The 24,153-nt window shown below is 39.1% G+C and carries 20 protein-coding genes and 1 CRISPR repeat array; of the genes, 6 read left to right on the forward strand and 14 right to left on the reverse strand.

Translation table 11 applies throughout. The annotated features are described in order from the left end of the window. Positions 1-29: 29 nt before the first annotated feature. A complete protein-coding gene (locus AACS98_RS08040) occupies positions 30-1,220 on the reverse strand; it encodes a restriction endonuclease subunit S (RefSeq protein ID WP_066377996.1) in 1,191 nt (396 codons plus the stop codon). Next, positions 1,217-3,310 carry a type I restriction-modification system subunit M gene (locus AACS98_RS08045; protein ID WP_066377999.1) on the reverse strand — a complete coding sequence of 698 codons (2,094 nt, stop codon included), beginning with the start codon at positions 3,308-3,310 and terminating at the stop codon, positions 1,217-1,219. The genes AACS98_RS08040 and AACS98_RS08045 overlap by 4 nt, the downstream gene beginning before the upstream one ends. A 235-nt stretch (positions 3,311-3,545) precedes the next feature. Between AACS98_RS08045 and AACS98_RS08050 the strand changes: the two genes are divergently transcribed. From AACS98_RS08050 to AACS98_RS08060, 3 genes are read left to right on the forward strand one after another with little or no spacing between them, the layout of a single operon-like run. Then, entirely contained in the window at positions 3,546-3,809 is a 264-nt protein-coding gene (locus AACS98_RS08050) for a helix-turn-helix domain-containing protein (RefSeq protein ID WP_232317129.1), read from the forward strand. Positions 3,810-3,826: 17 nt separating this feature from the next. Continuing rightward, positions 3,827-3,955, forward strand: coding sequence for a hypothetical protein (locus tag AACS98_RS08055; protein WP_255362875.1), 129 nt, complete (start codon positions 3,827-3,829; stop codon positions 3,953-3,955). An 11-nt stretch (positions 3,956-3,966) separates the two neighbouring features. Continuing rightward, positions 3,967-4,272, forward strand: coding sequence for a hypothetical protein (locus AACS98_RS08060; RefSeq protein WP_339373692.1), 306 nt, complete (start codon positions 3,967-3,969; stop codon positions 4,270-4,272). A gap of 42 nt (positions 4,273-4,314) precedes the next feature. Here the strand turns inward: AACS98_RS08060 and AACS98_RS08065 are convergent, their stop codons facing one another. Further along, positions 4,315-6,225, reverse strand: a complete 1,911-nt coding sequence (locus tag AACS98_RS08065; protein WP_066378006.1) for a TnsD family Tn7-like transposition protein — start codon at positions 6,223-6,225, stop codon at positions 4,315-4,317. Between the two features lie 293 nt (positions 6,226-6,518). On the opposite strand from AACS98_RS08065, the gene AACS98_RS08070 reads away from it, so the two are divergent. Further along, positions 6,519-6,749 (forward strand): hypothetical protein, encoded by a 231-nt coding sequence (locus AACS98_RS08070; RefSeq protein ID WP_066378009.1) that lies wholly within the window; start codon positions 6,519-6,521, stop codon positions 6,747-6,749. A 198-nt stretch (positions 6,750-6,947) separates the two neighbouring features. Further along, positions 6,948-7,268: a CRISPR direct-repeat array (repeat unit 36 nt; unit sequence CTGCTCAACGCCTAACGACATCTAATGTTAAAGCAC). 276 nt (positions 7,269-7,544) lie between these two features. Here AACS98_RS08070 and cas5 read toward each other — a convergent pair. From cas5 to psaC, 10 genes are all read right to left on the reverse strand, one after another. Next, complete coding sequence (gene cas5 / locus AACS98_RS08075; RefSeq protein WP_066378012.1) at positions 7,545-8,177, reverse strand: type I-MYXAN CRISPR-associated protein Cas5/Cmx5/DevS; 633 nt, start codon at positions 8,175-8,177, stop codon at positions 7,545-7,547. Between the two features lies 1 nt (position 8,178). Then, positions 8,179-9,153 (reverse strand): type I-B CRISPR-associated protein Cas7/Cst2/DevR, encoded by a 975-nt coding sequence (locus AACS98_RS08080; RefSeq protein WP_066378014.1) that lies wholly within the window; start codon positions 9,151-9,153, stop codon positions 8,179-8,181. Positions 9,154-9,250: 97 nt separating this feature from the next. Next, entirely contained in the window at positions 9,251-10,747 is a 1,497-nt protein-coding gene (gene cas8a1 / locus AACS98_RS08085; protein ID WP_066378021.1) for a type I-MYXAN CRISPR-associated Cas8a1/Cmx1, read from the reverse strand. A 20-nt stretch (positions 10,748-10,767) separates the two neighbouring features. Further along, positions 10,768-11,382 carry a type I-MYXAN CRISPR-associated protein Cas6/Cmx6 gene (cas6, locus tag AACS98_RS08090; protein WP_157087501.1) on the reverse strand — a complete coding sequence of 205 codons (615 nt, stop codon included), beginning with the start codon at positions 11,380-11,382 and terminating at the stop codon, positions 10,768-10,770. Between the two features lie 241 nt (positions 11,383-11,623). After that, the gene (locus AACS98_RS08095) at positions 11,624-12,571 is read right to left on the reverse strand and encodes a TnsD family Tn7-like transposition protein (RefSeq protein WP_066378026.1); all 948 of its coding nucleotides are present in this window, start codon (positions 12,569-12,571) and stop codon (positions 11,624-11,626) included. Positions 12,572-12,578: 7 nt separating this feature from the next. Next, the gene (locus AACS98_RS08100; protein ID WP_066378028.1) at positions 12,579-14,252 is read right to left on the reverse strand and encodes an ATP-binding protein; all 1,674 of its coding nucleotides are present in this window, start codon (positions 14,250-14,252) and stop codon (positions 12,579-12,581) included. Next, on the reverse strand, positions 14,242-16,473 hold the full coding sequence (locus AACS98_RS08105) for a Mu transposase C-terminal domain-containing protein (protein WP_066378030.1): 2,232 nt from the start codon (positions 16,471-16,473) through the stop codon (positions 14,242-14,244). The genes AACS98_RS08100 and AACS98_RS08105 overlap by 11 nt, the downstream gene beginning before the upstream one ends. Positions 16,474-16,493: 20 nt before the next feature. Continuing rightward, the gene (locus tag AACS98_RS08110; RefSeq protein WP_066378219.1) at positions 16,494-17,312 is read right to left on the reverse strand and encodes a heteromeric transposase endonuclease subunit TnsA; all 819 of its coding nucleotides are present in this window, start codon (positions 17,310-17,312) and stop codon (positions 16,494-16,496) included. A gap of 132 nt (positions 17,313-17,444) precedes the next feature. Next, on the reverse strand, positions 17,445-19,319 hold the full coding sequence (gene glmS, locus AACS98_RS08115) for a glutamine--fructose-6-phosphate transaminase (isomerizing) (protein ID WP_066378033.1): 1,875 nt from the start codon (positions 19,317-19,319) through the stop codon (positions 17,445-17,447). Positions 19,320-19,543: 224 nt separating this feature from the next. Further along, complete coding sequence (gene psaC / locus AACS98_RS08120) at positions 19,544-19,789, reverse strand: photosystem I iron-sulfur center protein PsaC (protein ID WP_010997613.1); 246 nt, start codon at positions 19,787-19,789, stop codon at positions 19,544-19,546. A 595-nt stretch (positions 19,790-20,384) separates the two neighbouring features. Between psaC and AACS98_RS08125 the strand changes: the two genes are divergently transcribed. Further along, entirely contained in the window at positions 20,385-20,753 is a 369-nt protein-coding gene (locus AACS98_RS08125; protein WP_066378037.1) for a DUF6464 family protein, read from the forward strand. A gap of 44 nt (positions 20,754-20,797) precedes the next feature. Here the strand turns inward: AACS98_RS08125 and fmt are convergent, their stop codons facing one another. Next, positions 20,798-21,802: a methionyl-tRNA formyltransferase gene (fmt, locus tag AACS98_RS08130; RefSeq protein ID WP_066378038.1), complete on the reverse strand. Its 1,005-nt coding sequence runs from the start codon at positions 21,800-21,802 to the stop codon at positions 20,798-20,800. Between the two features lie 978 nt (positions 21,803-22,780). Between fmt and AACS98_RS08135 the strand changes: the two genes are divergently transcribed. Then, the gene (locus AACS98_RS08135) at positions 22,781-24,070 is read left to right on the forward strand and encodes a hypothetical protein (protein WP_066378039.1); all 1,290 of its coding nucleotides are present in this window, start codon (positions 22,781-22,783) and stop codon (positions 24,068-24,070) included. The last annotated feature ends 83 nt before the right edge of the window (positions 24,071-24,153 follow it).

The following is a 24,153-nucleotide window of genomic DNA, read 5'->3' on the forward strand; positions in this document are numbered from 1 at the left end:
CTTTATAGGATAAACACTGAGTATTACTTTTATGGTGGTGTGTCAGCCATACTCGGTGGGAATTGGATGTCTAAGTTTTCGACGGAAAGTTTACCTGAGATGAGGCGGGGGAGAAGGCGATCGCGTGTTTCAACAAGTTTATTATTTAACCTAACTAAAAGCTCTTTCTGTTTAAAAATAATTGCTATTTTGTCAGTAAAATTATTTTGCAAGTTTTTAGGAGGAACAGACATATACAATCCACCCAAATGATTTCTGTTTAGTGTGGGTACACCAGCACCAGAATTAAAATTTTCCAGTTTTAAGAATTTTAGTGTGTAGTAAATTAAGTATGGTGAATTACCATAAAAGTTTTTTAAAAATAATGTCGTGTTTAAAGGCCAGGCTTGACTATTGATGAATAAAACTGTGCCAAGAGAGCCTGAGCGACCAGTTGTAATTACTGGAGGGTTAACTTTAAATTGATTATGGTACGTTTTAATTGAAGTTGAAGCGATAACAGGATATTGGCCAGGAATTACTTTAGCATCTGGTAGATCATACCCACGCTGGAGTAGACAAAATTCATCGAATCTTTTTCTCTCCCACCCCTCCGGGATGCCTTTATTAAACTTAACCTGTTCATGTCCCGGAAAGCGCAGACGGACAAACCACTCACGGTAGATTTCCTCAGCCATTTTTTCTAATATGGCAATACGGCGATTATTTTTTTCAATCAAATCATCATAAGCTGAAAGTATCGCCCCAATCTTTTTCTGAATGGAAATTAATGGAATTCTAAATTTAAGCGATAAAAGTTTTTCTACGCTCAAATTGTCTTGTGTTGTGCCTTGAGAAATTGCCTGAATTTGAATTTTATATGTATCTAAACAATATTTGATAAATCGAACATCAGCTTTATTTTTGTAGGGTATAAATCCGATAATACTATCAGGAAAGCACGCAGGAAATTTTAATATCGCAGTATCAGCTATATTAGCTGCAATTGTTATACATAATGTACCTGCTTGCCATAATTTACTTTGAGATAGCCCTTTTTCATTATATGTTTGGGAATACTCAGTTATGTAAAGATTGCTATGTTTTACATCTCCAGTTTGAATAAATGGATATTTTCCACCATATAACGATGGCTCATTTCTTGGGCGATGTTTTGATTTACCTCTTGCAATAGTCCCCACTTCATCTAATTTCTGAAATTGATTTAAATAATCACTCATAAATCCCCCGCTATCTCACGTAAATTATGAGCAATAATCCCCTCTAACAAATGCACATCTTGATTTAATTTTTCCAACTCTTCATTTAAACCTAAAATCTCCTCAATAAACTCCTCTTCCGTTTTCCCATCTTCCTCAATCACTACCCCCACATACCGCCCAGGATTTAACGAATAATCCTGTTCTTTCACTTCCTCCAAAGTTGCCAACTTACACAACCCTGTCACATCCTCATATTTTGCATTAGGAAAACGTTCCTGTAACCAGCGAATATGAGTAAAAAATAATTCTGCTGATTTTACCTCCTCATGCAGCGTTTCCAAAGTGCTTTTCAGTTCCTTAATTTGTTTATCAATCTGCCCCCGTTTCTTCGCCTCTGCTTCCTTTGCTTTCTCCTTTAGCTCTGCTTCACGAGCGCGCACAGTCTTATCAAGCTGTTTTAGCTCAACATGGAAATTATCAAAAAACGGTTTAAATGCGGCACTTAGTTTTTGCTGTGCCTCATTTTGGGTATCAATATTTATTCCAGGATAATTATATTTATCTAAATAACCTTGATACTGAATTTCTAAATCTGTTACCTCATCCCACAAATTGAGGAAATTAACAGCAACTTCCCTAGCTTTGACATCATCTGCACCATCATTCAACACAGCCATTAATTGCTGAGAAACAGGCTTTACCTGTGATTGATTTTCTTTTAACTTCGCCATTCCTTGCTGAAAATAGCGATTAATCAACTTAATAAACCGATGTCGCTTACCCTGACGCAAATAACTAATAACCGCCAGATTACTGATTTGTTCTGCTGAAAATTCTCGATGTGACCTGTCAACCTGGGTAAAAATATTTCGGGCATCAATAAACAAAATCTTATCATCGGTCTTGCCCTTATCAAAAAACCACAATGTCGCAGGTAGCGTCACCGTGTAAAACATATTTGAGGGCAGAGCAAGCATCCCATAAATTAAATTCTCTTCAATCAGCTTTTGGCGAATATCTGCTTCCGCGTGACGCGCATCAGAAGCCGAGTTAGCCATTACTAACGCTGCTCTAGCTTTAGGTTTTAGGGATGTAGCAAACAAATTAATCCACAGATAATTAGCATTAGGTACTGTTTGTTTACCCTCATCCTGCTTTTTAACTTTTGTTTTATTGCGGGGGATACCATAGGTATTAAATCGCGGGTCTTTCTCCACCTGTGTCAGATTTACATCATCCACATTAAAGGGTGGGTTAGCCAGAACATAATCAAAATCGCCAAGACTATTAAACAAGTCTTCATAATACGTATTTGCTTGTTTGATTTCTCCCCTTAACCCATTAACTGTAATGTTCATTTTTGCTAGTTTTACAGTTTCCAGTCTCTTTTCTTGCCCACAAACATATAAATCATTAATTACACCCTGATTTTGATTTTCTTGCTGTTCTTGAATAAATTGTCCTGTCTGTACAAACATTCCCCCAGAACCACAAGCAGGATCAAATACTCTACCTTTTAATGGTTCAATAATTTCTACCATTAGCCGCACCACAGAACGGGGTGTAAAAAACTCACCTCCACCTTGTCCTTCTGAAAGTGCAAAATTACCTAAAAAATACTCATAAATTCGTCCAAATATATCCCCAGTGGCGTTTTGAGGAATATTAGAAAAATTTTTTAATAGTTGTTTAGGAATACCTTTGTCTGTACGAGTGAGGCGGAAATATTCATCTTTAGGCAATGTGTCTTTGAGTTCTGGCTTATAATTTTCTATGGACTCCATCGCCTCTTTAATTTTTTTAGCTATATCTTCCTCTTCTGGTAAGTTTAATAAATAGTCATAACGCGCGTGATTTGGTAAATAAAAACCACATTTCTCAATAGCTATTTCTTCTATATTCTTCTCTCTACGAGTCCCTTTTAATGCTTCATAAGCCTGTAAAATCTCCGCTTCATACTGACGATATTTATTATCAGCAAACTTGAGAAATATTAAACCCATTACAGGGGTCGAATATTCATTCGATGTGAGGTCAGAGTTAGCCCGCAGGGTATCTGCACTCTGCCATAGGGTGTCTTCAAGCTGTTTTAGTTCTTCGGGTGTCAAGGCTCTAGATGCTGTAGATGGCTAATGTATTTGTTCTGGGAGAACCTTTGAAATTATATGCACAAGTGGTATTCATAGCAAAAACAGTTACTCTCTTTTGACTGACAGGAAAACTTGATTAACTGCGATCGCTTACCTCTAACCCATAATTTGTAAACTGTAGTAGCCGAAATTAATAACTTTTGTTTACTGCTGTAGCTATTATATGAACAATGAGAGGAATAGAGAAACTAAAATGTATATTTATGTTTCAGACGTTGTGGCCGTTAGCTGGAATAAAGATAGAGCAGCAGTTTTAAAGCGTATGCGTGGTAAAAAATCCCGGCAGAAATTGGCAGAGGAAATTTCTGCTAAGGGTGGGGAATGCTCTCACCAAAACCTGAAAAAACTAGAGTACGGCGAGTCTGAAAGTGTCTCTATCAAGGTGTTAGAGGCTATTTGCTTGGCTTTAGGCATTTCTTTAAAGGATTTTCTTAGCACAGTGGAAGTGACTGAATAAAGTTTTCCATACATATATTGTATATAGCCACTATAGTAGCTAAAATAAAATCTGAAATCAAAAAGGCGATCGCCCTCCGGCAAGAGAAATGCGATCGCCTTTTAGGCGGGCGTTTTACGCCATCGCCTTTTGTTCAACCCCGTTAACGAGGTGACTCATGATGATTGTACAGGATGAATTTGATAACCAAGCCTTGGCTCAATTAGAGTTTGAGGAGTACATTGAGCAGCTAGGTGAGGAAATAGCACCGGAAATTGAGATTGATTCGGTATCAGAGGTATTTGGTGAACTTTACCGTGTTTGGAATGGTTCCCAACTTCTCGGCACTTTCTACCAAAATCTGGAGGGTCAATGGATAGCACAACCCTGTAATAGTGACGATAAGCTACGTTGTGACACTCCTTTGGCAGCGCAAATCATCATCGTCGCTGTGAATGGCTTACTGGTAGCCGACGCAGCATAACACACAAAGCATTTATCTCATCACTTGGAGAGGTGAATGGAATCACCTCTCTTTCTTGTACGCTTTGTCAAGTTCATTTTCCAGAAATGCGTTGACTCTTTCAGAGCAATCCTCCCGCAAAGCAGCAACTCTGACTACCTTCCAGCGCATAATTTCTTCTCCACATTCATCAAGCAACTTGATTGCCCACTTGATCCGGCGCATCTGAAAATCTTCTACAGTTTCAACTACTGATTCTAAGTAAGCCTTTGTTAAAGGCATTTGGTCGAGGTGTTTTTCGAGTAAGGCGAGTAAGCCGATAGTTTTTCCTACCCTACTAATAGAAATTCTTTCTGGCGTATCGGCGTTAATTAGCGATCGCACTGCGTCTTGAGCCTGGGCGAGAATTTGCCGATCTCGTTCCTGCCAATCAACTCTCACAACGGAAGGAACAGCAACTTGTAATGCAGGTGAGTTTTGATTGAGCCATTCTCTATCATTTCTGTATAGCCAAATATAGGTGGCTGGTGCTAGTTTTCTCAGAGTTGTCTTTGAAGCGTCAGGATTCTGTGCTTGTAAAGCCATCCAATCTTGCCTGTGTTTCAATTTGAGTTCAGTTGCAGAATTGGGGTGTATTTCTGCTACTTCCTGTAAGTCTACAGAGCCATTTTCCTTTCTAGTCTGCCAATAAGTGGTCAGTTTTAGCAGAGATACATAGCGTTTGATAGTTCCGGGATCAACATTTAATCTTCTAGCTGTCTCCCGCAAACCCAACTTTTCAACTTCAACAAATTCTTTCAGCTTTTGTTCCCATAGTTGACCGAATGCCTTTACTTTACCAATGCGAAGTTTGTCATCATCCGTTTCATCAGGCCCAGTCCGGCAATAAACCATTCCACAAGTACAAGAAAAAGTACCAACAGGCTTTTTTGTATCGCAGCATAAAGTAATGACTAAATTGGTAATGACTGGTTGTAGGTAATGCTCTGCGGCAGCATTGAGACACAACCACGGGGGTTCACCAAAAGGCTTGTATTTATTATCTTGCTTGAAAAATTCCTCTACTGATGTTTTCAAAAAACGCATCATCAGCAGATGTCTAAGAGGATGGAAAGATTTCCTATGTTTCCTGACAATGCTAGTAACCCAGTTGCTTGAATCATTATGAGTGACTATTGAATTAACGGCACTGAGCATTTCTCGACCATAAAAAAACAAAAAATTATCTAGTAGTTTTTTCTGGTAAATTCGTCCAGTTGCAGTTGCAAGACCCTGCTCAATCATCAGATTGGTGTACTGTTTGCGAAACCACTGTGGTTCTTGGCAAGGTATTTCACTATTGAGTAACCACCAAAAATCTTTAGCTAATACCAGTAATTTTTTCAACGTGTCAGGGCTAAAAATACTTGGTTCTTTAGTAATAGAACATTTGTCTGTACTAGCTGCATAATATTCATGCTTATTAAAACCGTGTAAAGGAGCTAGGCTATCTTGCAAAACTTCATCATGAAATGGACAAACTAAAACCCCTGGTATTTGATGGATGCGATGCCAGTAAGGTTCGCCATAATTTTTTAAGTCTTCTTCCCAGCAAGTTGGACAAAACCGAAAATATTTTGGCATAGTAATTGAGCTTGCCATAATTCCGGCTCTTGTATGAATATCTCCCCCATAATCTCCTTTCATAGATTCCAGTACCTGACTAGACCTGTTTGCAGGTAAAAAAGGGCTATATAAAGGATAGAGAGTATGTTTATATATCAAATCTTCAACTTGGTAATTTGAGATAAATTGTAGGTTTTGAATTAAATTATTCAGGTTCGATGGTAAATCTACTGTTGCGACAGTAGTTTGTGAATTGAATAACTCTTGAAGTGTAATTTTGGGACTCGTATTGCCACTTCTAATGTGATAACGAGCAATGACGCTATATAAAATTTCATCTGGATAAGGTTTAGGGAAGAAACTAACCATATAGTTTTGAAAAATGCCTAAATCATCTGGCAGATTTTGATTAATCTGAATTGGCCACGAAGCAATTAATGCTTGCCCATGAAAATTAAGCCGTTGAGATGTTGAGGAATCAAACGGTGCAATTAGTTACTCATATCCTTACGAGATGCCTGCTTAGGCATTACACAATGCCTGTATTATCTAACTAAATTAGGGATTACACAATACCTAAAGTATTGGAAAAAATTTTAATGTTTAACTTAAGTGCTAAATGTGTTTACTATGATTGGGAGGAAAGCAAAAACTAGACGGCAATGGGTAAGAAAGGGCAAAAAGGTCAAAAAGACGTACCAGAACTGTACGATGAGGTGAAGAAACGAGTTAACCTAGCCCTAACTCCTACCGGGATTGATGGATTAGATGCGATCGCCGACAGTATGGATTTAAGTCGGTCTGAGTTTGTAGAGAGAATTGGCAGAAAGTTGATTCCAGTCAATGTTAGTTCTCTGACCCAGGAGGATCAGCAAGCAATAAAAAAGCCCTAACCGAACTGATTGCTCTCTATCGTGAGCGATTGAGCGGTCAGGATTTGTCTGTTGATGATAGTCAAGATTTGGGCGATCGGCAATTACAACTACAGAACCAGATTGAGCAGTGGGAAAAAATAATCGCAAAAATGTCTTGAAAAGGAGATATTTGGCAGAGCTAGTTTTGTATGTATTTCAAAAGTATTTGTATCAAAAGTAGATAACGCCTAACGACATCTAATGTTAAAGCACGCAGCAGTCAGGATTGATGGATACACCAATGGTCACTGCTCAACGTCTAACGACATCTAATGTTAAAGCACAACAACAAAACATCTGCCGATAACTTCGCATTCAACTGCTCAACGCCTAACGACATCTAATGTTAAAGCACATATGAATATTGGTGCGACTACTCGCGGTACCGGTGCTGCTCAACGCCTAACGACATCTAATGTTAAAGCACCTACAACATCCCGGAGCAAGCCTTCAGGTTAATCACTGCTCAACGCCTAACGACATCTAATGTTAAAGCACGGCGATCATCAAACCTGTTGACTAGCCAAAGCTCTGTACTAATTTTACAAGCACCTTCCAATTAGGATTAGTCAAGTTGCAAAAATTAATAGCTATTCATAGCAAAAGCAAAGTTGCTAAAGCTCTAACCCTTGTTTTGAAGGTGTTCCAGGAAATTGCAAGCACATTGAAAGTATATGAAATCCCTAAAATGCTTGTGAAACAAGAAGACAAGATTATTTATTGTGGTATTTAAATTGCCCAAGCAAAGATGCTTGCAAAAGTAAATAATGCCCTCTAATCACTTTGAATTGAAGTCCAAGATAATTCGGGTGGTTGAAATACTTGAAATTCCTGAATTTCGTAACACAGCCATCGCGTTCCCCGTGAACCTACATGATCTACCCAATAAGGTAAGGTTAGTAACCCATAATCATCTCGAATTAACCATCGCATTGATTCTGCATAGTAATTTTCAGGTAACAGGCTAACATCATTCACTAAATCCCGACTTTCACCTAAACATAATCCACCAAACCTATTAATAGAAGCTGGGTTAGTAAATGCCTCTTCTAAACGTTGCGCTAAATTTGGTTTGGCTTTATCTGCCCCAGCATCTACCCAAACTACAAACTCAATATTAGTTAGTAAATCCTGGTAATCAGGTTTATTATTTTTAGATTCATGGATATTCTTCGTTTTAAATCGGTGGCAGGTACGAATAACAGTTGACTTTTCTGGTTTAGATAGAAGTGCGATCGCCAGCTTAACGCCGCAGTGTTTGTATCTATCAACTTCTCCAACCAGAGATAGTAACATTCCATATACTGTCGATGGCGGTGGTACAGGGTAGGTTTCAGCGTATTCCCTAGCATGAGACTGGCGAAAACAAGCTATGGGAACTTCTACTTTTACAACAATTGTCGTCATATCATGAACTCCTTAACGACAACTGCAAATCTTCAATAATCACCTGTTTTAATGCTTCAACTGTTGCCTTCACTCCGGGAAAAAGATTGGCCCCTAAATTTTCTAGAGTGCTAGCAATTGCCCCTCCTATCCATAATTCTTTAGGGTCTATATCTCCAGCTTCTACCCGTCGCACTAAATCGGGTGTTGATATATTTCTAAGTTCATCTTCTTCAAAGCAGTAAAGTAAGCGAGGTGAGAAATCATGTGTCCACCGTAATATTATGCTATCGGGAGAAAAATCATAAAAGAAACGAGCGTGATTTCCTGCCACGTCTCCAATCGAAATTAAGCCATCTAAGACAGCATGAATGCGAGATTTATCTTTGAGTCTATTGGGTGTTAATGCAAAGCCATATTGATACCGAGTAGCGTGAACTTCTGTAGCATAAAGAGATGTTCGTCCTTTCTTTCCACTCATAGAATTGAAAGTAATATCACCAGCATAAGGAATTGTTGATACTGCACGAGTGACTTCTAATACACCTCGTCTAGCACTTATTCTCCCTTTAGGTCTTTGCTTGCGCTTACGTTGTGAGGTTTTTTTCTCCTCACCTTGAGAGGTTGTTTGGTTCTCATCTTGAGTTGAGTTCTGGATTTCAACTTCGGATTCATCTGCTGCTTCAACTTTTGCCGCTTCCGCTTGCATAAATCCCAACACATCATCATCAATGAAGCGAATATCATCAAAATTAGGATCTTCCCAGATGTGATCCGCTACTGGTTGAGCATTCTCATCCCAACGTCTATTCACAGGATAGCCAGCATTTTGCCAATGATATCGCAATGCCCAACGAATTGCCTCAGATGAAACGGTAGAGTGAACTTCACCTTTCCAAATTAATTTTTGTAAAGTAGTTGTGTTACCTTCATTTTCACCACGATTATTAGCGGCGGTTCCATAAGTAGTCAAAATGTTACCGAACAGATGAAACATTCAACAATTACCTAAACAATTAATATTTTGTGCTTAATCAAATCAAAAAATCTAACGTTTACTCACGATTTAGCTCAAATAGTTGTGATGATTTTACCTATACCTCTGTTATTTTATTCTTTGGATAGCTAGCCATTGCAATAAAAGTTAAGTCCCTGGCTACTTTCCAATTGCCTATCCCTGTAGTCAATGGTAGTAATTCCACCCAATGTTCCTCCAGAATTGTCATTTGCCCTGCCCTCCCCCAAAACTCTGCAATAAATTTTCTGAAATTGTCAGCATTGGTGCAGCGTTTTAGCTGAGATAAAATGCGTGTATTTTCTCGTTCTATTTGAGCATATCCACCTTCTTTCATTCTGCTATAAATCTTGGCGTATATTTTCCTTAATGCTTCATGACAAGCTTGAATAAATAATTTTTGAGCTTCTATGTCCCATTCTGAGTCCTGAATCATTTTATTAATTCCTATATACTCATCAGTAAATTGTTTAAATGATTTATTATTTTTAATAACTGAGATCCAATTAGCCCACCAAGGCCAACCCATTGCTAGATTATTGGCAATTATTCCTTTCATTAAACTTGGAAGCAAAAAATGTTGATTTTTATATATAACAACTTGGCAATTAGGAAAACAAATACAACTAAGTTTATAGAGATAACTAACTGAAGAATTTAATTCTATGATTGCTATTTCTGCACGAGTTTTTTGCCGCTCTGACCAAGCTTTTGTACTAAAGGAGATTACTTGACATCGTTTGATAAAATTGAAATTATCTAGTTGTTTTGCTTCATAAGTAATAAATTTTAATCCAGCATCTCCTAAGCTAGATACGTGAAAATGTTTATAATCTAATTTACTCAAATACCACAAATACTGGGCATAAAGTTCTAAATCAATTACTTCAGGAACAACCAGAACATAGTTTGTATGTGATGGTTCGGTGTGCGATCGCAGCACAAAATATTGACAAGCCACAGGAGCGAACAACAACGCTAGAGCATATTCTGCTTTTTCTTCAAATGCGGTTTGTTCTTTAAAAGCATAATGGCGAACTACTGCTCCTGGATAAAGCCACCCCCTTATACCAATTGGCTCTTGTAGCAATTGTCCGTACTGGTCACATAAATGTTTAGCAAAATGTTGATGAGCATAGGAAGCAGCTTTCTTATAATCAACCCTGAGTTGAATACCATCAATAATTAGTTGCTTAGATTGTTGACCCGCAGACTTAAAAAATTTATTATGTTGTATAAAAGTTGCTGTGATACCTTGGTGGATAATTATTTGCGTTTGAATATCCATGTTTTGAGAATCTAACCCTGTTAGGGAAATTAAACCCTCATCACTGATCTGAAATGAATGCTTCAGCAACCAGTCTAAAACTGTGAAATCCTGTCCTTCCCAATAAAGACTGATATTACTAGGGGTTAGCAACCAAGTAAAATTACCAATACGTTGAGCAGCAGTTGGATAGATTTTTTCCAGTTTTTTGAGCGTCATCCAAAGTCCTGCCACCCCAGCACGATGCAATAAGGTCATACTAGGATCGCCGAGATTAAGCTGAATTTTGGGGTTAGCTGCTGTCTTCATTATCTGCTTTCGAGTAATTGCTATTGCCTTTCTTGAATGGGCATGAAGAGTCCACAACCCATCTTTTGCTTTCCTCCTACACCATGTATTTGCAACGTCAGTGAGTCTTCATTGCTTAAATTTGTAACTTCTAATCCAAAACCCACGACTGTAAATCGCTTAATTTTGATAGTTTTACGTATTGGTTTGCCATTGGCTTTGGTGGGAATGCTAGCGGTTGCTTGGATACCCAGCTGTTCTAGCTGACGCTGCGCTACGACTAAAAAAGTTTCAGGTTCTTCATGACCTCTTATTACCACAATGCGCGATCGCAATTGCTCGGCAGGTTGAAGCAAACATATGTCGGGAATACCCAAACGAATTGTATGCTTACCAATTCTCAAGGACTTACCCGCCAATGGGTAAACTAAATGTACCTGATTTACTGGTATCCGAACACGAAGCCTAGAATTTTGGGTCAGATTAATTACACCATCCTTGGGAATACCTGCAATGGTGTGAATTCCCAGCGTGTCTAATGTATGAAGTTTGGGTTCAAAGTGGGCGATCGCAGAAAATAGCTCATAGCCGTGGTCGAAAGGTAATGTCTCACCAATAAGGTTAAAAGTTAAATCCATATATGGTAACTGAGACATTAAAAGCTCTCTTGGCTTTGGTGGTGATTCTGAGGGAATCTGCCTAAGTAAGTTGCCATCAACAATCATTTTTAGATGCCAAATTTCAGTAGATGCAACGTGGTGTGAAATAAATATGATATTACTTACTTTACCTTACTCACGAATCTGAGAATACTTGAAATACCAACCTATAAAGATAATTTTCTTAATTATTTATTACTTTATATTAATGTATTTAACAGTTTTTATATGCAGATTATTACTGAAAAAACTCTTCTATAGAATTTGCTAAAAATTTTATCAATAAGATATGAGTTATCCGGTCAATTGCTGGGCTTAAGTCGCATCCAAACAAGCAGTGAGAAAAGTATTTACCTTGATGTTGAGTCAACTTGGGATTGATGGCTTCTAAGGATTCTTGACCATAAAACTCAAATATAAGCTGGGCAAAACCATACTCATCAAACTTAAACTTGCCACCAGGAAAGGTTTGTAGCAGACCTTTATCCACTAAGTAACGCTGGTACTGAGCGCGAAGCCAAGCCAAACCTTGAAAGGCAAAATTGCTATGAATTAGCCAATTAATATCATTCACCAGTGTGAAGAGTGTTTTTACTGTGTTATTTGTCAAATTTTTGACCTTGCAGGCTACTAAACAATTATCTACGCTCGCAGCATGATAATGTACGCCTTTCGATTCAACTTTTACACAACTATCCTGTAAAACGATACCATGAGTTGGACAAACTAAAATGCCAGGTACTTGATGTATTCTATGCCAGTAAGGTTCGCCATATTTTTGGGTATCTTTTTCTAAACATTCAGGACAAAATTTTAAAAATTTTTTTGAATCACCAATAGAATTAGTAGCCACCTTAGCAACATCTAGTATGGAGCCACTGAGTTTTTTACTAATTGAGTTTTTTAGTAACCAAGCCTCCTGTGGCATTAAAAAAGTTGCGTAAAAGGGATATAACGTATGATTTTGTAGCAAATTCTCAACTTTTTGCTGGGAGCGTAAAGGTAAGTTTTTCACTAAATAATTTAAATTATTAGTTAAAGTAATTTTGCATACTTGTTGAGAACTGTAACCGAATAGCTCTAAGTCAGTTTGCTTGAAACTTTTATTTCCACTCCGAATGTGGTATCTAGCTAAAGTGCTATATAACAGTTCATCGGGATACAGAGTTGGGAAGAAACTAAGCATTGAGAAGCTAAATATTTATAAAATCTTCAACTGGATTTTTGATTATGCCTGCCAATTTCAAATCCTCGTATGCAGATTTTTTCTCCTTATTGGCATTTTCAACAATTCGTCGAATATCATTTTCTTGATAATTGGGCTTTAACTTAGCTTTCTTAGTATTTGTCTTAGTCAGGCTCTCATTTACTTGCCCTCCTTGCAAAGCAAGAGCATATGCCTTTTTGACTAAAGATGGAATTTCGGCATCTTCATCACTAGAAACAATTACTTGTTCTGCACATTCCTTTGCTTTAGCAGGTTCTACTTCCAAGTTCAAAAGCTCAAGAATTACATAATTTAGCTTCGGCGATACTTTCTGCTGATTCTGTTGCTTTCTTGCCAATCTGCGAATTTCTTTCAAATCCTTGGAATCAAGCTCAGATAGACATTTATTTTGATATTCTGTAGTATCTAGGGGCGCAATATCTTTATACTTAATCATCCACTCCTTGTCCCCTGACCTAATTGCATCAAGCATTGGCTTGACTAAATATAGTCCGTCTTTAGCAGCTTGACGAATTAACTCAATAGTAATAATTTCTTTACCACCTATTGAAATCGCTCTCCATTGAACCATTTTGTAAAGTTTGACAGCAATATCAATAATTCCCTGGCTTTCGTCATAAAAAACCTCGTTTATTTCATCCGAGAAAGGAACAGGAGTTTTTGTCCACTGGTATTCCCACATTCCTTCCATGAAGAAATACCATTCATCATCATTTACCATTCTGTCCCAAATTACACTGCCTTCTCCTGTCCCTCTCCTGGCATTTCTAAAATTTCCTTGAAGAATAGGAAAAGCCTCATTAGTACCTACTCGAATTACTGGAATTCCTACAGTATTGTCCATTTTTACTAAAAAATTCAACATATCTGAGCTACGTCTTCTTGCTGTAACCAGATTCTGCATCTCATCTATAACTAAAACCCCTAAATGATGAGTATGGGCAATTTGGGCAACTTGAGCCAGCATATAATCTTCAGAGTTGCGTGAGGAACCAAACTTTTTAAAGTAGTTAGTACCTAATAGCCTGTCAACAGCAAGAAAAATATCCGTACACAGACCCTTTAAAGAACCAGCATGAGGGCAGTCAACCTTCAACCAAACTATTTGGTAAACACTATACTCAGGATGAAGAATTACTTGAGTATAAAGATTAAGAATATTTTGGAAATTCGTAGACTTTCCCATCCCTGATGGGCCAATTAGGGTTAGGCCGGAAGCAGATGTAGGAAGATTAACATAGTTTTCTAAGTTTTTCCCTCCTCCATCTTTAATTGCATTATAAATTTGCCTAGAGCGACTTGCATATTCAGGTTTCAGAATATTCCGAGCTAAATAGCCCGTCATAATTAGCGCACAAATGACCTTCTGTAGTTCAACAGTTTTATTTTGAGGATCAAAATATCTAGATAGCCTCTCAATGCAATGAAACCTGTAGTGCGCTTCTAGCTCCCTCTCTTGTTCATCAAAATCTGGTGTTCTCGTTACTTTATCGATAAATTCTTCTGCTGAGAGGATAGGAGGTAGTGCCTGAATCAATGGATTAGCGTTATATTCTGGAAGTTTTTGGTCTATGTATCTGGCAATAACTGCTGACTTTCCATTAGGAATACTAACAACTTCTTCCTCATTACTTTCCACGTTTTCGCTCCTGTCTTTTCCGTTTGAGTAAATCCATATGGTCAGGCTGTAATAGTTTTGAATCCTCGGAATCTTCAGATTGAGTGTTTATTAGATTCTTAGTATTATCAGTATTGGGAGTTTCTGCTTTTGCTAGTTCAAATGCTTCATTTTTACGTCGAGCATTTTTTTCGTCTGCTCTATTCTGTCGAATGCCACTAACTTTTTGTCTATTACTTATAGTATCATCTAAAACTGCCTCAGTCTCTTCTTTAGCCTGACTAACAATACTTTCTATATTGGCTATCAGATCAGCTTTTGCCTGTAACCGAGTACCTTGATGTTTTTGATTTTGCAATTTTTCATATGCTAATAAATAATCAATGTCATAAAAGTTTTTATCTAAATATCTTTGTTGCGATTCTAAAAGCCAACCTTTTTCAAATTCTCTACCGTTTGGGGAACGTAAATAAATAAAGTTTGGCTGTCGAATATCATATGATATATTCAATGATTTCTCTGACTTAGATAATAAACTACTTCTAGATTTTTCAAACCAAAATTCCTTCCTTGCTTTCTCGCAAGTGTAGTACATTCCTTTAAATTTGATACCACGAGCAGTAATTGTTGCTTTTTCTGTGGGCATTAAATTTAGCTTGACAATATCTTCTGGAAAAGTTCTCAGTCTACCAGAACGATTGGCAATTCCCCATTGCCATAATTCTCTAGGTATAGGATTAACATCATCGGTAATCATCATTTCATCTCTAGCATAATCAATTAGATAATCATGATTGTTATGCTGGAGAATCAAAAATATAACTATTTTAGTAAATTCATCTATGTTAAGCCTACCATCAAGGCGATAATCATGTCCTCCTCTCTGTCTAAAGTCAGTATCTATATAACCAGGAACAAATGGTTTGACATACCCATGAATAATGCGAAATTGTCTTTCCACTAATCCTTTCCAATCTGCTCGATAAGGAGCAGTATTTTCAATACGAACATTTAAATTAGGGATTAATGTTTCTACTGTCATCCCTGCTAATTCACCTCTGTCGCCTAAAATGGTATCAGGAATATGCTTGCATGGCCACTCATCTTCAGAAATCTCAATACCATACTCCCGACAAAACTTGACCTTCTCCGTAGCTGCATTGGCTAAAGCCATCATTGCTCCTGTCCAAGATGGCCCTTCCAATCCAATGTAAACCCCTGTTATCATGCGACTAAAAACATCAATCACCACATATATAACAGGTCTACCAATAATCCAGTTGCGGTTGTAAAGGGATACTAAGTATACATCTGCAATCGTAGCATCAATTTGATATCTAGACCCTGGCCCAATAGTTTCCATTTGGGAAGTTCCGGTAATGGCTCGATTTTCTAAGGCATATTTTCTCGAACCCTTACGAGATATCATAGTTTTTCTGATATCAGTTTGTTCTACTTCGTACCAGTATTTAAATTGGGTAAATGTAGGTCGTTTATCTGGAGGAATTAAAATACTTTTCTTAACTCCATTATCATCGTAATAAAAATCTTCAGCGTAATATTCTTTAATCATTAAATCATAAGCAGTCGTTAAGAAATTTTCTTTGGAATTATTATAGAATTTAGCAGTTGCAAATCTAAATATTCTTTTATCTTCTTCTGTAACATTTCTTCCAACACCAATTTCTGGAACTTGTGCGTATTTTCTAGGTCTTCCTCTCTTCTTGTCTCCAGAAGATTTAGGCTTTCCTTTACCACCAGAATTTGCATAATCAGGCAAGAGAGCATTCTTGTTTTTACCCCTCTGCCAAAATCTTCTTAAATATTTATAAACAGTTATTGGTACTAATTCACCTTCAGTTCTACCTGCATTATATTTTTCAATAACCTGCTGAACTAAAGTACCTCTATAATCCCGATAGTATATTGAGGGTTCTTGAGTAACGATAAATGAAATTATTTGCCAAGCCCTATCTCTAAGTTCTTTTTCTTTCTCTGACAAATCTTCATCTCTTACGATTCTTGCCCACGGGTCTGATTTAAGCTTCAATGCACGACCATCAGAAATAGCTTCTCTAATCTCTGAAACTTTTTTAGCCTCTGGAAATCCTGTTTTAGCATTTATATCATAAACAAAGGCAATAATATATCCTTCATCAATCCAGAGAACTCGTTCTATAAAGTTATTACCGGATTCATCAATCCATTCAATCAGGTCATTTACAAACAAATCATTAATCATATAAAGTACCTCGTCCTAGCTTAAAAAATTATTTTTTGAATTTCTTTAGAAGATGGACAACTAGATATTTTATTTACCAGCATATCCATAATGATTTCTTTCCGAGCAATAAGGTGTCTAAAAAGATAGAGAGATGTGCCAGACTCTATGTTCATCTCCTTATCTAAAACCGTTGTTATTTTATTGATACTTGCATCACTTTCCTGAAGTCTAAACTTTAAAATATTTGCGATGTTACGTAATTCTTCAAGATTTATATCTGCATTTTCTTCTAATTTATAAGCAGTATGAATCCATTCAACATTCTCAGCTAATTGTTTAGGGACTTCTTTTTCTGTGATTATTCCCCAATCAATACCTTTGGCAGCAAAGTAACGTTTTTCTAACTCAAATTTTTCAGCTACCGACTTACTTCCCAAATCCTTGGTTAGTTTAAATGTTCGTGCTTTCTGAACTATATTCTTACCTTGCTGGACAGAAAGCATAAAATCCGTGGCTAAAACATATGGCGTATTGCTTTGCGGATCTTTGGGATAGTTAATACCCATTTCATCCGCAATATTAATTGCTAAGTCCAGATCAAGTAGAGGAAACTGCTCTCTAATATCAACGATCGCATCTGACCACTCAAATACGTAAAACAGTCGCTTCTCGTTATCAGAAAAGAGATGATGTTCTCGGTTTGTTTTCCAACCTGGTGGTCTGGAAACACGACCCTTGGAGGGAAAGTCCTGAATCTTGATCCAGGGCTGATAGTTTTTCCCACTGCCCTGACCACGACCTTCCTTACAGTAACGCTCAAACTTGGCTTGCGTCCAATCTTGCTTACTTCTAGCCATAAAAACTCCTGTAGATGCTTGCATATGCACCCACAGGATATATTGTACAACTTTTTTATATATTGTACAACTTTTTTATTTGTTATACGACTTTTTTATTGTTGTACAATTATACTTATTTAAAGTATTATTTTACTCCACAGTTACCGACTTCGCCAAATTCCGAGGCTGGTCAACGTCTAAACCCCTTCTTGCTGCAATATGATAAGCCAAAAGTTGCAAAGGTACGACTGTCAGGATGGGAGATAATAATTCATCCACTGATGACACTGGGAGTAAATCGTTAAAGATTTCTGCGGCTTCGCCATCTGTCACAGGAGTCACCCCAATTAACCGGGAATCTCTGGCTTTGGCTTCTTGAGCGTTAGAAATCACCTTTTCATACACAGTACCAGGAACTGCGATCGCTACTACCGGAACTTTAGCATCTAACAAAGCTATCGGGCCGTGTTTCATTTCCCCAGCCGGATAACCTTCAGCGTGAATATAACTGATTTCTTTTAATTTCAACGCCCCTTCTAATGCTATCGGGAAGTTAATCCCTCTACCCAAAAAGATAAAATCTTTGGTTTCCGCAAATTCATGGGCTAAGTGTTCGGTGATTTCTTCCTGACGTTCTAATGTCGCCTCAATTTCCTTGGGAATCTGGCGCAAGCCTTGAATAATTTCTGTGAGTTTTTCCGGTGGTAGTGTCTGGCGACGAGCCGCTAAATCCAATGCTAAGGCATAAAACGCCATCAACTGGGCAATAAAGGTTTTTGTCGCCGCTACCCCAATCTCAATTCCGGCTAGGGTATTAATAATATGGGGAACCATCAAACCGAGGCTACTTTCTGGGCGGTTGGTAATCCCCAAAAGTCGCGCCTGATATTTCGCTTCTTTTCCTTGGCGGCGTTCTTTTTCCATTGCTAACGCCGCTAGGGTATCAGCCGTTTCCCCTGACTGAGTGACACCAATAATTAAGGTATTGGCTGTCAGGGGTGATGGGGCATAGCGATACTCAGAAGCGTAATGTACCTGGGTAGAAATTCCCGCTAGTTGTTCGAGTAAGTGTTTACCCACTAAGGCAGCGTGCCAACTTGTACCACAGGCGACGATGTGAATTTGCTCTAAATCTGCGTAAAAATCCTGTGGTAAGTCTAGGTTAACGGTATCATGATCAAAATATGCTTCTAAACTAGCTCTGACTACTCCCGGTTGCTCATAAATTTCTTTGAGCATGAAGTGTTTGAATCCCTGCTTTTCTACCATCGTGGGATTCAAGTTGAGCATTCGGGGTTGTCTTTTCAACCTGTCGCCAGCAAAGTTGTAAATTTCCACTCCCAAAGGTGTGAGGCGGGCTATTTCGCCATTCTCTAGGGGGAGTACGGCGCGGGTATAGGCGACAATTGCCGGGGTATCAGAAGCACAGAAAAACTCACCTTGACCAAATCCTATCACTAAGGGGGCTTGCTGACGCACCACAACCAACTCGTCGGGGTAGTCAGCCGAAATGACGGCGATCGCAAATGCCCCTTCTAAATGATTGGCAGCTTGGCGCACTGCCTCTAAAAAGTCAGAGGGGGTGAGGGGGTGAGAAGGTGAGGGAAGATGCTGTAAATATTCTGCAATTAGATGGGGAATCACTTCTGTATCGGTTTGCGAACGGAACTGATGCCCCTTCTGTTTCAGTTCCTCGCGTAACTCGCGGTAGTTTTCAATAATTCCATTTTGAACAACAGCAACCCGCATAGCTGTGTCTAAATGCGGATGGGCGTTATGTTCCTCTGGTTTACCATGAGTTGCCCAGCGTGTGTGTCCGATGCCTATTTGGGCTGGTGTTGCTGACTGTTCCAGCTTAGAACGAAGATTGTAGAGTTTCCCTTTAGCGCGGACACAATTAACCTCTCCTTCCCAAACCGTGGCAATTCCGGCGGAGTCATATCCCCGATACTCTAGTTTTTCTAACCCTGCTAATAAAATTTCTGTCGCTGTTTGAGTGCCTATATACCCAACGATGCCACACATTACTCACACCACCTGTTCAGGATAATTACATCAAGTATAGATGCTGATCTAAATATCGAGTTCCACAAAAAAAGGAGCTGTTAGCCCCTGTGTCAAGAAGTATATTCATATTTTTCCAGTTTGACATTGTAGGATGAGCGATCGCCGCCCACCCTACAATGCTAAAGTTGTTTGCTATCGAGGCACTGAATGGTCAACTAAATCAGGAATTAGCAGTTAATTCCTTAGTAAGCTAGACCCATACTGCGAGTCGTTTCTGCGCCCAGGTAAACCCGGATGCTCAAAAAGTCGGTGGGGCAAGCAGTTTCACAACGTTTGCAGCCTACACAGTCTTCTGTACGGGGGGAAGAAGCAACTTGAGCAGCTTTGCAGCCATCCCAAGGAACCATCTCCAGAACGTCAGTCGGGCAAGCGCGGACACATTGGGTGCAGCCAATGCAGGTATCGTAGATTTTTACGGTATGAGACATTGAAAAAACGGCTCCTTTCCAGTGTTCTTTATCTGTGAAAGAATCATAATCAACGCATAGTTTACCGCAGTGGCTTATACGGCGTAAGTAAAAGGCTACATAACTTTAAACAATTTAATAGGCACTTCTCAAAATTCACTTTTCGGCAATCTCTCTCTGTTCCTATAAAATAGCCACATTTCCGCCTCGTATTTCTCCTCATCACCCAATCAGAGATTTAGCCGATTTGTAAACATATATGAAGCGTTACTTGAATTCAAAACCTCAACTTAGTAGTTCTCTATGCTACTGATTGAGACTCATCTATCGATGAGCAATTTTGCCAAAGTTGTAACGTTATATTAACAATTAACAAATTATTTACAATATAGTGTAGCAGTAGAAAATTTGAGTTTTTTAACTCTCGATGAAGATAGTAGGTATGAGAGGAAAATTCACTACAGTTACACCTCCATCACAGGCAAAACCCACAAGCAACGATGCAAAACGAATATACCTGACTCCCTACTCCCGATTTTCTCCTCCCGATTTCCAGCTAGCTAGGGTAGGCTGCTACGATACCATTTTTATAATGTAAACCACATCACACAAACCTATGGAGCCAGACTCTTTACCAACCGAGGTGATTCAGACCCATCCCCGTCGTACCCTTGGTAAACTACAACTTGATTGGACACCCCAACCCGGAAACTACCTTGATTTTGAAGGTAAAACCTACGCAGTTTTAGAACGTCGCCACAGATATCAATTTAAATCAGGGCGTTATCGGTTGCACAATATCGCCCTTTATGTACAATCTGCTCAAAGACCAGCAGAAAAAACTTTAGTCGCTGGGCGTTGGGTAATTGGGGATGCTAGCTGTAAATATAACGCCCATTCGGAAATTCTTCGCTGTGCAGTCAACCCCCATGGCCCTTGTGAATCTTGTCATTTTTATGAAATCTCAGACCATTCTGAGTTTTAAGTGAGAAATGGGGAGTAGGGAAGTAGAAATACTAGCATCTAAGACTAACTACCATTACCTAGCACTTCTCCAACAGTGAGACGTGTACCATTGACAAAATCCCATCCAGACTGGGGACGTTTCCCGGCTAGCTGCACCTCTCGCAATAGCAGCAGTCCGGCACCAGTTTGAGCGATCGCGCCTATTCCCTTGGCAATGCTGACTACTTCCCCTGGACTACCAGATAGATTTGATAAATCAGGTAATTTTTGATATATTCCTTGTAATTCTGGGGGTAGACTGTCAATGTCAGCAACACCCAGGGGAAGGGTAGCAGTGATTTTTATAGTTTGCTCCCGAAAGGTAGCTGTGCAATTGGGGTAAAAACCTCTAATTTGATTGTGCAATTGTATGGCACTCTTTGACCAATCTAAAGCATAGTCTTCTTTAGTAATTAAAGATGCGTAAGTAGCTGCATCATCATCTTGAGGAATTGGTGTAATTTCCTGGCGTTGTAGCTTGAGTAATGTTTCAATTAATAAATCTCCACCAATTTCTGACAACCTTGCAGCTACATCCTGAGCATTATCTAATAAGCTAATCGGTGTAGTAGCCTTGAGTAACATCGCTCCTGTATCCATCCCCGCATCCATCAGCATTGTCGTAATCCCGGTTTCCTGTTCACCGTTATACAAACACCATTGAATCGGCGCAGCCCCCCGATACTGAGGTAAAATCGAGCCATGCACGTTCACACAGCCTAACTTGGGCATCTCCAAAATTTTTTGTGACAAAATTTGCCCATAGGCAACTACAACAAATACGTCCGCATCTAGCTGCTGGAGTTGTGTGAGAGTTTGAGCATTTTTTTTCACTCGCTGGGGTTGCCACACTGGGATATTGTGATTAGTGGCGACAACTTTCACGGGTGAAGGTGTCAGTTTGTTACCACGTCCTCGACGTTTATCTGGTTGAGTGACAACCGCCAAAACCTCAAATTCTGGATGATTCAGTAATTTCTCTAGAGTGGGAGCAGCAAACTGAGGTGTGCCAAAAAATACGACTTTCATTAATATTTATGTAATTAAATATTTCATCAAGAGTTAATATTACATAAAATAGTGGGAAGTTTGAAAGCCCACCAGTAACACCCTGAAAATCCCAAAAATTGGGGACAGAACGACCTCTGTTTAGACTTGGAAACAAGTGTAAATAAGCCGACTGGATGAACCAAGAATCCCCCTACTTTAGCGTTCGCGCAAGCGTCTCGTAGAGAAGCGGAGTAGGGGGAGTGTCAAGCTGTAGGTTATTGAATTTGTACATAGTCCCTAGCTAAAATATTGAACAAATTATTTCCATTGCCAGGGGAACTAGATCCACATATACCTAATCATAGGGCAGTTGCAAAATACTCGTAAGAGGCAGAAGCAGAAACCTGAATCGTGTTCGCGAAGCGGTGCGTCAATGGCTAGGCCATACAGTAAGAAGGCGCAATTGTAAAAACTCCCATAGCAATTTCTACCTTATGGTAGATGCTCAAGGCGTTTTTCTAGTATTATATGTTGTGCGTCAGCTTTTCCAACTGTTCCACGAACGCCTCACGAAAGCCTTATCAGGGTCTGCACTGCTGTCATAAGTAGCAACAAGAGATTGTTTGTAGCTGACTTACTCTTAACAGTTCAGTAATGATGCTCTACCTTGGGCTATCTGTTTCTTGAGCCAACTATATAGATTTGGTGTTCTTTGAGCAAGGCCACTGTTTGTTGGTGGTTAAGTGACAAAAGCAGCAACATATCATTTCAGCTAGTCATTTAATAGTGAATATGCTGTTTTTTCTGGTAGCGGATTTTTCTGTAAAAACCCTTAACTTTGATAACAAGATGTAAAGGAGATACTCGATTTCTGTAAAATTGCCCAAATTTTAAAAAATTTTCGTCTTGATCTCGTTAAAAGTTTGAGTTTGTTGTTATACCTGTAATCAACACCTGTTTTCTTCTGAAATAAATATTGCTCCTCACACAGCAACCGCCCCTCTGGAGAGTCCGCCCATGCTTAAACCCCTCTTGCTGTCAGGATGGTTCCGCGTCCAACCATTTCTCAATTATTTTGTTGTTTTCATGCTCATTGCTCCGTTAGTGGCAGCATCAGGTAATTCTAGTTCAGCCAAGCAATCAAAAGTCATAGCCAAGATGACTACTGAGACAGAAGAATCTGATGGTGCATCACAGGAGATAGCTACTGTTAGTGAATCAGATTTATTTGAATTCATCATTACAGAGCAAAACAATTCCAGCAGTAGAGAACAGGAAACTGTACTGCCGCAAACACAGGTGGCATTACCAACAGAGAATTTTGAGTCTTTGTTAGCTAAAAAATCACCTCTTTCCAGCAGTGAGGATAATGTTGATCAATTAGCCGCAGTGGAACTAGCACCACTGACAAAGATACCACCTACTCAATTACGTTTTGATGCTAAAAACGATGCGGTTGTTCTCGATTCACTAAAAGAGAACGAGAGGGGAAAACCAGATAATAATTTATTGGCAGCAGCCCCAACTATGCCAAGTCTTCAACTATCAGAACCGGATGCAACTCAAGAGGTTCCGAGAGTTGAACAATCGTTACCAGTCACAGCAGAACCAGAAGATCCTATAGGTAGTCCTCATCCCATTCCTTGGAAATGGATTGTATCTACACAAGAAACCCTGACTTCTAAAGGTGTTTCGGGTGTGCGTTATTACCGGAGTGTACCAGTAGTGTCTCCTGATGGGAAGTATGCGGTTTATAGCCGGGTAGAACTGGAAGTGAAACCGGAAATGCACAATAGCAGAGTGAATAGTGTTCTGTTTGTAGAAGAGAGGGCAACCAAGAAATTACGGATATTGGCTTCCACAACTATTGTGAAAGATCCGCTATTACATCAGCAGGAAACAGTAGCCGCAGAATCTCCTAACGATGGCAAAATTGGGGTATTAGTACCTGTGAGTTGGTCTCAAAAGAGCGATCGCTTCCTAGCACGCAAGTTTCAAGGGGTATTTAACACCGGTGATTCTACAGATCATGCAGTGATTTGGGATAGCCAGAAAAACCAAACTAGCACAGTTGCACCGGCACAAACCGAAGATGAGCATGAAAAAATTGCCGTCTTGTTAGGTTGGAGTAAAAACGAACCCGATCATGTCCTGTTCCGTGCCGGGGAAATCGGGGCAGAAGACTGGCCTTTGGTAAAAGTAGCTGAGGATGGTAAGACGGGAGCCACAACAGAAGCGGATCAGCCTGTTACTTATGGTAACAAGTTGACAGAAATTTGGTCAGGCCCACAAGTGGCATATCGTTAGTTATAGGGCGTTGCCGTTGGTAGTAGGGGTTTAGCATTGCTAAACCCTGACAGTTACTAGAGATGATTTTTTAGCCAACTCAG

Source organism: Anabaena sp. CA = ATCC 33047, assembly GCF_963870205.1.
In the GTDB taxonomy this organism is placed as follows: Bacteria; Cyanobacteriota; Cyanobacteriia; order Cyanobacteriales; family Nostocaceae; genus Trichormus.

What these genes read in the sequence shown, in the direction of transcription:
- AACS98_RS08050 (WP_232317129.1), top strand. Translation starts at nt 3,546, where the DNA reads ATGTATATTTATGTTTCAGACGTTGTGGCCGTTAGCTGGAATAAAGAT.
- glmS (WP_066378033.1), bottom strand. Translation starts at nt 19,319, where the DNA reads ATGTGTGGCATCGTTGGGTATATAGGCACTCAAACAGCGACAGAAATT.
- AACS98_RS08135 (WP_066378039.1), top strand. Translation starts at nt 22,781, where the DNA reads ATGCTTAAACCCCTCTTGCTGTCAGGATGGTTCCGCGTCCAACCATTT.
- AACS98_RS08095 (WP_066378026.1), bottom strand. Translation starts at nt 12,571, where the DNA reads ATGCTTAGTTTCTTCCCAACTCTGTATCCCGATGAACTGTTATATAGC.
- cas6 (WP_157087501.1), bottom strand. Translation starts at nt 11,382, where the DNA reads ATGTCTCAGTTACCATATATGGATTTAACTTTTAACCTTATTGGTGAG.
- AACS98_RS08110 (WP_066378219.1), bottom strand. Translation starts at nt 17,312, where the DNA reads ATGGCTAGAAGTAAGCAAGATTGGACGCAAGCCAAGTTTGAGCGTTAC.
- cas5 (WP_066378012.1), bottom strand. Translation starts at nt 8,177, where the DNA reads ATGACGACAATTGTTGTAAAAGTAGAAGTTCCCATAGCTTGTTTTCGC.
- cas8a1 (WP_066378021.1), bottom strand. Translation starts at nt 10,747, where the DNA reads ATGAAGACAGCAGCTAACCCCAAAATTCAGCTTAATCTCGGCGATCCT.
- psaC (WP_010997613.1), bottom strand. Translation starts at nt 19,789, where the DNA reads ATGTCTCATACCGTAAAAATCTACGATACCTGCATTGGCTGCACCCAA.
- AACS98_RS08105 (WP_066378030.1), bottom strand. Translation starts at nt 16,473, where the DNA reads ATGATTAATGATTTGTTTGTAAATGACCTGATTGAATGGATTGATGAA.
- AACS98_RS08040 (WP_066377996.1), bottom strand. Translation starts at nt 1,220, where the DNA reads ATGAGTGATTATTTAAATCAATTTCAGAAATTAGATGAAGTGGGGACT.
- AACS98_RS08125 (WP_066378037.1), top strand. Translation starts at nt 20,385, where the DNA reads ATGGAGCCAGACTCTTTACCAACCGAGGTGATTCAGACCCATCCCCGT.
- AACS98_RS08065 (WP_066378006.1), bottom strand. Translation starts at nt 6,225, where the DNA reads ATGGTTAGTTTCTTCCCTAAACCTTATCCAGATGAAATTTTATATAGC.
- fmt (WP_066378038.1), bottom strand. Translation starts at nt 21,802, where the DNA reads ATGAAAGTCGTATTTTTTGGCACACCTCAGTTTGCTGCTCCCACTCTA.
- AACS98_RS08070 (WP_066378009.1), top strand. Translation starts at nt 6,519, where the DNA reads ATGGGTAAGAAAGGGCAAAAAGGTCAAAAAGACGTACCAGAACTGTAC.
- AACS98_RS08060 (WP_339373692.1), top strand. Translation starts at nt 3,967, where the DNA reads ATGATGATTGTACAGGATGAATTTGATAACCAAGCCTTGGCTCAATTA.
- AACS98_RS08080 (WP_066378014.1), bottom strand. Translation starts at nt 9,153, where the DNA reads ATGTTTCATCTGTTCGGTAACATTTTGACTACTTATGGAACCGCCGCT.